Origin of the sequence: Catalinimonas alkaloidigena (assembly GCF_029504655.1) — a bacterium.
Classification (GTDB): Bacteria; Bacteroidota; Bacteroidia; order Cytophagales; family Cyclobacteriaceae; genus Catalinimonas; species Catalinimonas alkaloidigena.
On the sequence record NZ_JAQFIL010000001.1, the window covers coordinates 1,187,811 to 1,197,594 of the forward strand.

A 9,784-nucleotide genomic window follows, 5' to 3' on the forward strand; every position below is an offset into this window, starting at 1 on the left:
ATCTGTTTTTTTTCTGCTGGTGGCAAAAAAATAAGCACAACATTTTGTTTAATAATTACGTGTTGATAATTAAACAATTTTTAAACTCTTTAGTCAACTTTATTGGAGCAAATGCAGTTATTAAAGCATGGAAAATTCAGCGACAAAAAAAAGCAGTAAAGCCAATACTGATCAGTCCTCCAAAATTAAGGAGGCATATATAGACTATCTTCTAGAACATGGCAAACAGCCTGCTTCAGTTTACCAATTTATGAAGCAGCTTAAAATGAAAGAAGGTGTTTTTTACGATTACTACAATTCCTTTTCTGCCATAGATAAAGATATTTGGAAAGGATACCTGGATGAAACGCTATCTAGAATTCAGAGTGAAAGTGTTTATAATGAGTACACAGTAAGGGAAAAGCTTCTTGCATTCTACTATACTTGGATAGAAATACTCAAAGATAACCGAAGCTACGTAACTTATTCAGTTGGACAAGTGAAAAGGCGGGGCTTAATGTGGACAAACACTGATTTTTTAAGTGCTTTCAAGGCATCTTTTCTTGATTTTGCCAACGAACTATTATCAGAAGGTAAAGAAACAGAAGAGATTGTGGACCGTCCGATTGTCGGAAATCGTTATGACAATGGCTTATGGCAACAGCTTTTGTTCGTGCTTAAGTTTTGGGTTAATGACGATAGCCAGGGGTTTGAGCGTACAGACGCCGCTATAGAAAAGGCTGTTAACCTCTCATTTGATTTGATGAGTCGAAGCGCATTGGATGCTGCTTTTGACTTTGCCCGCTTTCTATATCAGGGACGTAAGTAGAGAAACTGCGTTCCATCTCAAATTATTTACCATAAGTATCAGAAACTAATGAAGGAGCAATCAAGAATACCTACCTCCAAAGTGCAGAGGGCCAGCAGATTTGTGCGTACCGGAGCAAAAGTAGGAGGAAATTACGTTAAATATTACGCAAAAAGAGCATTCAACCCTCAACATAGCCGCGAAGATTTGCATCTGGATAATGCGGAAGATATATACGAAGGCCTGAGCGAACTGAAGGGAAGTGCCCTCAAAGTACTTCAGATGATGAGCATGGACAAAAATCTGTTGCCTACTGCTTATGGCGACCGCTTTGCTATGGCACAGTATAGTGCCCCGCCACTATCATTTCCTCTGGTTATTAAAACATTCAATAAATATTTTGGTAAGTCACCCGATCAGCTGTATGACACTTTCAGCAAGAATGCGAAAAACGCAGCGTCAATAGGTCAGGTACATGAAGCCACTTTGGAGGGAAAAACTTTAGCAGTAAAAATTCAGTACCCAGGGGTGGCGAGTAGTGTAAGCTCAGATCTGAAAATTGTTAAACCTTTCGCCATTAGATTGTTCAATATCAATGAGAGAGATTTGGATCACTATATGGAAGAAGTAGAATCCAAACTTTTGGAGGAAACGGATTATGATCTTGAACTGAAACGCTCTGTTGAGATTTCTGAGCAGTGTGGGCATATAGATAATTTATATTTCCCTAATTATTACCCGGAATTGTCCTGTGAGAAGATCATCACCATGGATTGGCTGGAGGGAAAGCATATGAAAGAGTTTTTACAGGATAACCCCTCTCAGGAAGTTCGCAATAGTATTGGTCAGGCTCTTTGGGATTTTTATGATTTCCAGATCCATCAATTACAGCAAGTACATGCTGATCCTCATCCTGGTAACTTTCTGATGAGAAAAGATGGCACACTGGGCATTATTGATTTTGGCTGTGTCAAAGTAATTCCTGAAGATTTCTACCAAAAGTACTTCAAATTGATTCGTAAAGATATGCTTATCAATGAGCAGGAGTTAGATGATATCTTCTTTGATTTGCAGTTTATCAACGAGAATGATAGTGAGCAGGACAAAAAGTTGTTCAAGGGAATCTTCAAAGAGATGATCGGCTTATTAGGAAAACCATTTCATCATGATGAGTTTGACTTTGCTGATGACACTTACTTTCAGCAGATTTTTGCGTTGAGTGAAAAGGTTTCTAATATGAAAGAAGTAAGAGAGTCACGCTCTGCTCGTGGACCTCGGGATGCATTGTATATCAACCGTACATATTTTGGCTTATATAATCTTCTCAACGCTTTACAAGCTAATGTAGTCACAAGAAAGCCAGAGTGGTTACAGGTTCAGGAAGCTTAACTCAAGGTATTAATGCGTATATTTTTTTTGATCACTTTGAGTAGCATCCTTATCACTCCTCTTATCGGGTTATCGCAAGAGCTGGAGTACCTGGAAGTCACAAATAATGAAAAAATGCGTCTGAACATCAATATTACTCCACTTTCCAATGGTAAAGAACTGGTATTTACAGATATTCATACGTATTCAAAGCATATTTTTTCTCCGGTAGGCTATACGCAAAAGTGGTTGCACAAGGACGAAAAAGACATTCATGATTTTGAAGCCGTAAGAAAAGGTAATTTTATCCATATTGATGGTGTGTTTAAGGGAGAGAGAATCCAGAAAACTGTTGAAATTGACGAAAAACGCTGGATCAACAAGCTGGACCATGGTTTGAGCAGTTGGGCTATCGGAAATGAAGATGAGTTAGTTTTCTGGACACTGAAATTATCTTCCGATTTGGACCCTATTGAGTTCAGAGCAGAGAAAGTTGGGCAAGAGGCCATAGAACTTTCAGGAGAAGAATATCAGACAGTCAAAGTCAAATTGACTTTGGATGGTATGTTGTTATCAAAGTTGTGGTCTGCCTACTGTTGGTATGAGCGTGAGACCGGGCTTTTTCTGAAGTTTGAAGGTACAAACGGCGGGCCTGGTACACCTTTAACCATCATTAAGCTGGATCATAAACTATCTCCGCAAGTTACTCCCGCGGATAAAAAAACAGATGAGGGATAATTCCGAATCGCTTTTCACTAATGGTATAAAATCCATCTCCTTTAGGAGTAAATGTGATGGCTTCTCCCTGTGGCTCCGGTGTATATGCTAAAGTGTCTGGTTTGGTTTGCAACAATGAAGGAATAGATGTTTGTCCGTCTTCACGCCTCCAGTAATAAATAGCGCCATAAGTTTTCACTAAAACTTCCAGCCCATCCGTACTTATGTCAGCTGCTGTTATTAAATCAGGTGGACCTTTGGACTCAATATTTAACAAGCCTGTTTTTTCTAAAATTGCTGTCTGAGTTGTAGATTGCTTTGCGTAAGCTAAGCGATAAAGCGCTGGATTCTCCAAGTTTTTTGCGATGATATAAATGTCTTTGCTTAAAGGGTCTATCAGCAAGGCCTCGGCATTCTGAGTTTTTTCGGGATATTGAAACGCAATAGTTTCTATTCTACTGATGGTATCAACTTTTTCGGCATTTGTATCAACTTCCGGCTCTAGTAGCCTGTAAATGTATTTATTATCATATTGGGTGTTGTTATCACCTATTTCACCCAGGTAAAGGTATGTTTGTCCGTCTATTGGTCCTGGTCCAAGTGTCATATCTTCCCAATCTCTGTTTTCAACCCCTTTGATATAGAAAGTCTTGAGTATTTTTGCCTGTGAGCTGATCAGGAATAATTCAGGCTCGTTGCCACTGTCGTTATGTACCCATAGTGCCTGTTCAATTTTGTTGCTAGCGGCAATACCGGATGCTTCAGTAATCCTATCGTCTGATAATTCACCCAAATCTTCTGCCGGCCCAAAAATATGGGGAGCAGCATCTTCATTGCCGGTGGTATGCTCTTCATTTTCCTGACAGCTGGCCAGGCTAGTGAAAAGCACAAAAAATACAAGAAAAGGAGAAAATGACTTCATGCTATGCTTGTTAGATAATAATCGTAGCGAACACGATTATCTAGTGTCCTGACTTATAGACATACAAGTCAAATTAACACTGACTATTTTAAAGTAAAAAGAAAATAATGAGATAAAACTAAATTATATTCAGACTGATTTTTTAAGAGCTTAAGAAGCTTTTTAAAGATCCTTAATTGTACTTAGACGGATAGAAAGTTTGAAGGGCAAATGTATATTTACATTCTTTGAAAATATCATAAGCTTAATAAAACACATAATTTTAAAACGCAGTTGATTTTTCAGGACTTTTCAAAAAATAGCAAATGAATAATTTGATACTTCAGTTTGTTAGGCTTTAAACAATATTTTATAAAAGTTAAGAACATGAGAATGATGAGAAAATGGATAATGCTGCTGGCATTAGCTCTTTTAACAAGCCTTCACACTAAAGCTCAACAGCCAATTGATTCTGTTGCTCTTGAATATGGCAATACAATCACTGCGGAAGAATTAAAAGAGCATCTTTACACATTTGCTTCTGACTCGTTTGGAGGTAGAGATACAGGCTCTGAGGAGTTGAAAATGGCAGCAGATTATCTGATCAAACATTATCAGGGAAATCAACTTGAGGGTATAGTAGAGGGAAGTAAATATCAGCAGCCTTTTCCGGTAGTTGAGTCCAAGTGGGATGCACCTAGCATAGAAGTAAATGGTCAAAAATTTAACTTTATTGAAGATTTTTACGGTTTTCCCCGTATGAATCAGGGATTGAGTGAATCAATAGAAAGTGTAACTTTTGCAGGCTATGGTATTGAGAGCGAAAAGTATAATGACTACAAAAAACTGGAAATAAATGGCGATGCACTGATGATTCTCTCTGGAGAACCTATGGCTGCTGATAGCACTTACTTTGTCACGGGTACCACTGCTAAATCCAGGTTTACTTCTAATTTTTCTGCGAGCATGCGTACTAAGCAGGAAATTGCTGCTGACAAGGGGGCAAGTATTGTTATGATGATAGATGAAAATTTTGCTTCTAATTCGCGTCGTTATGGTGCGTATGTTCAAATGCCTTCTATGCTATTGCCCCAAAACACTCCTGAGATCAGTACCAACTTTGTTTTTGTTTCTCCTAAACTGGCTCAGGCGATACTGGGCAAAAAAGATCTTGAAAAGATCAAACGCAAAATCAGTAAGAAGGGAAAATCAAAACCATTTAATGTTAAAGCAGATATCCAACTGGCTTTGGAGAAGCATGAGGAAAAAATAACTACTTCCAATGTATTAGCATATATCGAAGGTAGCGACCTCAAGGATGAGGTAATTGTAATTACTTCTCATTACGATCATGTGGGGACTACCGACGGGCAGGTATATAATGGCGCAGACGATGATGGAAGTGGAACTGTAGCAGTTATGGAAATCGCTGAAGCTTTTGCCGAAGCAAAGGGAGAGGGAAATGGACCTCGTCGCAGCCTTTTGTTTATGAATGTATCTGGAGAGGAAAAAGGTCTTTTGGGTTCAGAATACTATACTAGTAATCCAGTTATCCCCCTTGAGAATACAATTGCTAATCTCAATATTGATATGATTGGAAGAACAGACGTAGAGCATGAAAATAATCCTGAGTATGTATATATTATTGGTTCAGACCGACTTAGTACTGAATTACATCAGATCAACGAAGAGGCCAATGCTATATATACCAATCTTATATTAGATTATAAATATAATGCGTCGGATGATCCCAACCGTTTTTACTATCGCTCTGATCATTATAATTTTGCCAAGCACAGGGTACCTATTATTTTTTACTTCAACGGAGTGCATCAAGATTATCATCAGCCTAGTGATACTCCCGATAAGATTCGCTACGATTTGTTAGAACGAAGAGCAAGGTTGGTTTTCCATACGGCATGGAAACTCGCCAATCAGGATAAAAGAATAGAAGTAGATGTTGCAGGAGAGTAAAGTTCAAATTGCAGGATTGTTAAGTATATTTTTGGGTATTGCATTACTAACTGCCTGTGAAAAAAATATTACACGTGAAAGAGACTCATTCTTTGTCAAAGCTAATGTTAAGCTTAATGAAGGAGAATATAATGAGGCGATCCGTTATTATAACGAAGCCATAAATATTGATTCTACTTTTGCCGATGCGTATAACAATAGAGGGATAGCCCTTTATGAAGAAGGTAAATACGGGAAAGCTGTTCTTGATTATAACCAAGCAATCAATCTCAAGGAAAGCTATGCAGATGCTTTCTATAACAGAGCCAATGCTTACTATGAGTTAGGTAAACTTGATCAAAGCCTTCAGGATCTGGATAGCGTGCAAAAATACTATCCGGATTCTGCTTATGTTTTTTTCACTAAAGGACTTACGTTAAGCGAGGCAGGCGAGTACGAAAGGGCCGTCCAAGCCATGAATCAGGCAATTTTGTTAGATTCTACCAATGCGGAGGCATTTGTCAACCGAGGTACTGTATATTACTATCAGCAAAATTTGGACTCGGCAAAAAAAGATATTAATAAAGCCCTTTTGCTCAATAGTAAAGAGGCGAATGCTTACAATGTCAAAGGGTTGATTTTAACTGAGGAAAAAGATTATCAGGAAGCACTCAAAGCATTCAATAAATCATTAGCATTGGCACCTTATCAACCTTACTATCTGAATAATAGAGGCTATTTGTTTCTGCAGATGGATAGCTTAGAGCGGGCAAAACTGGATATCAATCAAAGTATCAAGTTAGATACGCAAAATAGCTATGCCTATCGGAATAAAGGTTTATACTATCTGATGAGTGGACATGCGGAGGAAGCAGTTCGCTTGCTCAGGCAGGCTTTGTCAATAAATAAGCGAACTGATAAAACTCATTATTATCTGGGGCTGGCTTTGATAGAGATTGGGGAGAATGAAGAAGCATGTAATGCCCTTAATGCCGCTAAATTAACACATATTGAAGAAGTAGATAGCATTTATCAGCAGCATTGCCTATAGTTGAATCACTCTTACTTCCACTCTCCTGTTTTGCTTTCTTGCTTTTGCAGATTTTTCATTAGAAATAGGCTTGGTGCCACCAAATGCTTTCGTCTTGATTCTCTTTTTGTTTACTCCATTTACTTCTACTAAGTATCTTTTTACTTCCTCAACACGGTTTTCTGATAAATAGAATAATGATTTTAATGTGCCCCTATCAGTATGGCCTTCCAGACGTATTTTCATATCCGGGTGAGCTTGCATGATATCGGCCAGGGCTTGAAGTGTAGGAATGGAAGCTTCGTTGATGGTAAACTTTCCTCTTTCAAAGTAAATTTTGTCAGAAAGGTCAAACACCTCGCCTTTTTGAGGGATTTTATATAAGTGAAAGTCATTTTGGATTATCCTATCATTGTTTGTGCTCAACTCAATCTCCAGCGGTTGATAATCCTCCGAGCTTACTTCAATTTTGTATTTTTGATATTTCTGTAGCTGTACCAGGTATTCTCCGTTCTCGTTTGCAAACATTCTGATTCCGGTTACACTGCCTGAAGGGATCATTTTATATACAAATTTAGCAGAAACCGGCTTTAGGGTAGCTGCATCTAAGATTTTTCCTTCCAGCCTAACAAGTACTTCATCGTCATTATTTGCCATCGTATGTTGGAAGAAGCCTTCTACTACCAAGAATACTAATACAATGGCACAATTCCTTATCCAGCACATAATAAGTCTTATTGAATTGACACGCAATTTTCATTTTGATAGTAAATTTATTAAAATAATAAAATATAATATTTATATAATTATATTTTTTAGTACACGCATAAAAAAAGCTCTCCTTATAAAAGAGAGCTCTGTATAAATATTGATCAAAGTTTAATTATCTCTCACTGTAAACTCAACTCTTCTGTTTATTTTACGATTGGAAGGATTTGAGTTTTGTACCAAGGGCTCGCTTTCACCATAACCTCTTGTTTCAATCCTTAAAGGGGAAACACCTTGTCTTTCCAGAAAACCTGCAACGGCTTCTGCTCTGTTTTGAGATAGTTTCATATTGAACTGACTTCTTCCTAAATCACAGGTATGACCAGTGATGAGTAATTTCGCTTCTGGGTTTTCATTCATAAACTCAGCGACTCTCCGAAGCTGTCGGTAGGCTCTTTTACTCAATTTCGCCTGGTTGATATCAAATAATACCTCTTCTGCTGCAATGGCTGCACGGTTTGTTAATAACTCGTCTTTGATGTCCACATCTCTAAAGTCACGGATAAGGTACAAGTCTCTAAGCACTATCCTATCGCCATCATCGTCAAGTGCAGCAAGGTTGATATGCTGAGGGTCAACGCTAGTGTAGCCCTCTTTTCTAGCGGAAATCTCATATTCACCGGGCGTTAATGTTATGGAATAATTACCATCTTCCTGACTTTGTTCGGCAATATTATCTTCACCCTGAGAAATGGGAGTGATAATTATTTCCGCGTCTACCGGCATATTATTTTTTACATTATATACCAGGCCCTGTACGAGATATTGGTTAGCGGGCACTGCAGGTTTTGTGAAGATCGGCATGGTAACACGGTAAAGGTCTGCCTGGTCAATTTTTCCACGGGTCAGATAAGCGTATTCTTCATTGAGGCCAATATTAAAAAATGTATCATCACGCGAAGAATTGATGTCTGATCCAAGGTTTTTGGGTTCAGACCAGTTTTGCCAGCTGTCGTCTAGTCTGTATGAAACATACACATCTTCCCCTCCAAAGCCACTATAGCCTCTTGAAGAGAAAAATAATGTGGAATCATCAGCAGCGATAAAGGGTGAAGATTCTATATCAGGTGTATTGATCTGGTTTCCAAGATTGATGGGTTGCGTCCAGCTGTTACTGCCCTGCTTAAAACTGATGTACAAATCAAGTCCGCCATAGGTATCGTCTCTTTCTACTGCCATCAGTAAGTACCTTTGATCGTTAGAAAGAAAATAGTTGGCAGACATTGCGTAATTATAAAAATTACTAATGTTCTGAGATCTGGGATTTGACCAGCCATTTTCTTGTTTAGTACTGGTGGAAACTCCAGATATCATCTTATTGTCATCCAGATAAGCATTACCCAATAATAATACATAATTATTATTCTCGTCTACCGTAACGGCACTTACAAAATTACTTCCTTTATTATTTAGCGGACGGCCAATATTTTTAGGGTCACTCCAACTGTTAGTACTTAGGTTTCTTTCAGAGTACCAGATGTCTTCGGGGTCGGTTTCTCCTCCTACATTTTCAGGAGACCTTCTGCTAAAAAATAACATATTGCCGTCAGGAGCTATGATAGGTTTTAGGCTAATAAAATTTTGCTCAGTATTGAAATCCAATACTTCAGTTTCCAGGTTAGGATTGACATTCTCTGCAATATTGATCTCTGCATTAATGGGGATGGGTGAGGATGAAATCGCTACTGCATCTATGGCATTAATGCCGGCTACCTTACTCCCGTCTATCACGATTTTTATGGAATATACCTCATAGCCGGTTGGATCAATAAATACATTGTACAACCTGCTACTGGAATTAACCGGGCTTGCCTCAAGCTCTGCAACCAGCTCTTCATTGCCTTGCAAATCATAGGTGTAGATTTCAGTAACCGCACCGGGGTTTCTGGACTCAGCAATAGCGATTTGCTGTATTTTTATAGGATACTCAAAACCGATTTTTACAAATTCTTTACGGTCAGGTTTTTGAGGTACCCATGCATTGGGACTGTCTCCAGAATTTCCCGGTAGAACATCCGGATTGCCTAATATTCTTTCAGCAGGATATTTGTTGTAACGCAGGCCATCTTTAAATAACAAACCTTGCTTATATGATGATGAAACATCAATAACTTTGTTTGCCCATAAAGTTTCCACATCCTGGGCATGTAGATTAATAGTGAATACAGTAGAAATACTGAATATTATAAAGAACAAGTAATTTTTTTTCATAGTAGTGAGTAACTTTTGAAATAAAAAATGAACACATTCATACACCTGC

8 protein-coding genes are annotated in these 9,784 nt (G+C 38.3%); 5 read left to right on the plus strand and 3 right to left on the minus strand.

The window, feature by feature from the left end:
* Window positions 1-127: 127 nt before the first annotated feature.
* Genes OKW21_RS05015 through OKW21_RS05025 form a run of 3 tightly spaced genes read left to right on the plus strand, consistent with a single transcriptional unit; the run spans window position 128 to window position 2,893 of the window.
* Complete coding sequence (locus OKW21_RS05015) at window positions 128-808, plus strand: TetR/AcrR family transcriptional regulator (RefSeq protein ID WP_277477870.1); 681 nt, start codon at window positions 128-130, stop codon at window positions 806-808.
* A 48-nt stretch (window positions 809-856) separates the two neighbouring features.
* A complete protein-coding gene (locus OKW21_RS05020; RefSeq protein WP_277477872.1) occupies window positions 857-2,176 on the plus strand; it encodes an ABC1 kinase family protein in 1,320 nt (439 codons plus the stop codon).
* 12 nt (window positions 2,177-2,188) lie between these two features.
* Window positions 2,189-2,893, plus strand: a complete 705-nt coding sequence (locus tag OKW21_RS05025; RefSeq protein ID WP_277477876.1) for a hypothetical protein — start codon at window positions 2,189-2,191, stop codon at window positions 2,891-2,893.
* On the opposite strand, the gene OKW21_RS05030 is transcribed toward OKW21_RS05025, so the two are convergent.
* On the minus strand, window positions 2,859-3,794 hold the full coding sequence (locus tag OKW21_RS05030; RefSeq protein WP_277477879.1) for a hypothetical protein: 936 nt from the start codon (window positions 3,792-3,794) through the stop codon (window positions 2,859-2,861). The genes OKW21_RS05025 and OKW21_RS05030 overlap by 35 nt on opposite strands.
* A 366-nt stretch (window positions 3,795-4,160) precedes the next feature.
* On the opposite strand from OKW21_RS05030, the gene OKW21_RS05035 reads away from it, so the two are divergent.
* Window positions 4,161-5,747, plus strand: a complete 1,587-nt coding sequence (locus OKW21_RS05035) for a M28 family peptidase (protein WP_277477881.1) — start codon at window positions 4,161-4,163, stop codon at window positions 5,745-5,747.
* Window positions 5,731-6,777 carry a tetratricopeptide repeat protein gene (locus tag OKW21_RS05040; protein WP_277477883.1) on the plus strand — a complete coding sequence of 349 codons (1,047 nt, stop codon included), beginning with the start codon at window positions 5,731-5,733 and terminating at the stop codon, window positions 6,775-6,777. The genes OKW21_RS05035 and OKW21_RS05040 overlap by 17 nt, the downstream gene beginning before the upstream one ends.
* On the opposite strand, the gene OKW21_RS05045 is transcribed toward OKW21_RS05040, so the two are convergent.
* Both OKW21_RS05045 and OKW21_RS05050 read right to left on the minus strand, forming a co-directional pair.
* Window positions 6,772-7,482: an OmpA family protein gene (locus OKW21_RS05045; RefSeq protein ID WP_277477886.1), complete on the minus strand. Its 711-nt coding sequence runs from the start codon at window positions 7,480-7,482 to the stop codon at window positions 6,772-6,774. The genes OKW21_RS05040 and OKW21_RS05045 overlap by 6 nt on opposite strands.
* Before the next feature lie 153 nt (window positions 7,483-7,635).
* The gene (locus tag OKW21_RS05050; RefSeq protein ID WP_277477888.1) at window positions 7,636-9,735 is read right to left on the minus strand and encodes an OmpA family protein; all 2,100 of its coding nucleotides are present in this window, start codon (window positions 9,733-9,735) and stop codon (window positions 7,636-7,638) included.
* Between the last annotated feature and the right edge of the window lie 49 nt (window positions 9,736-9,784).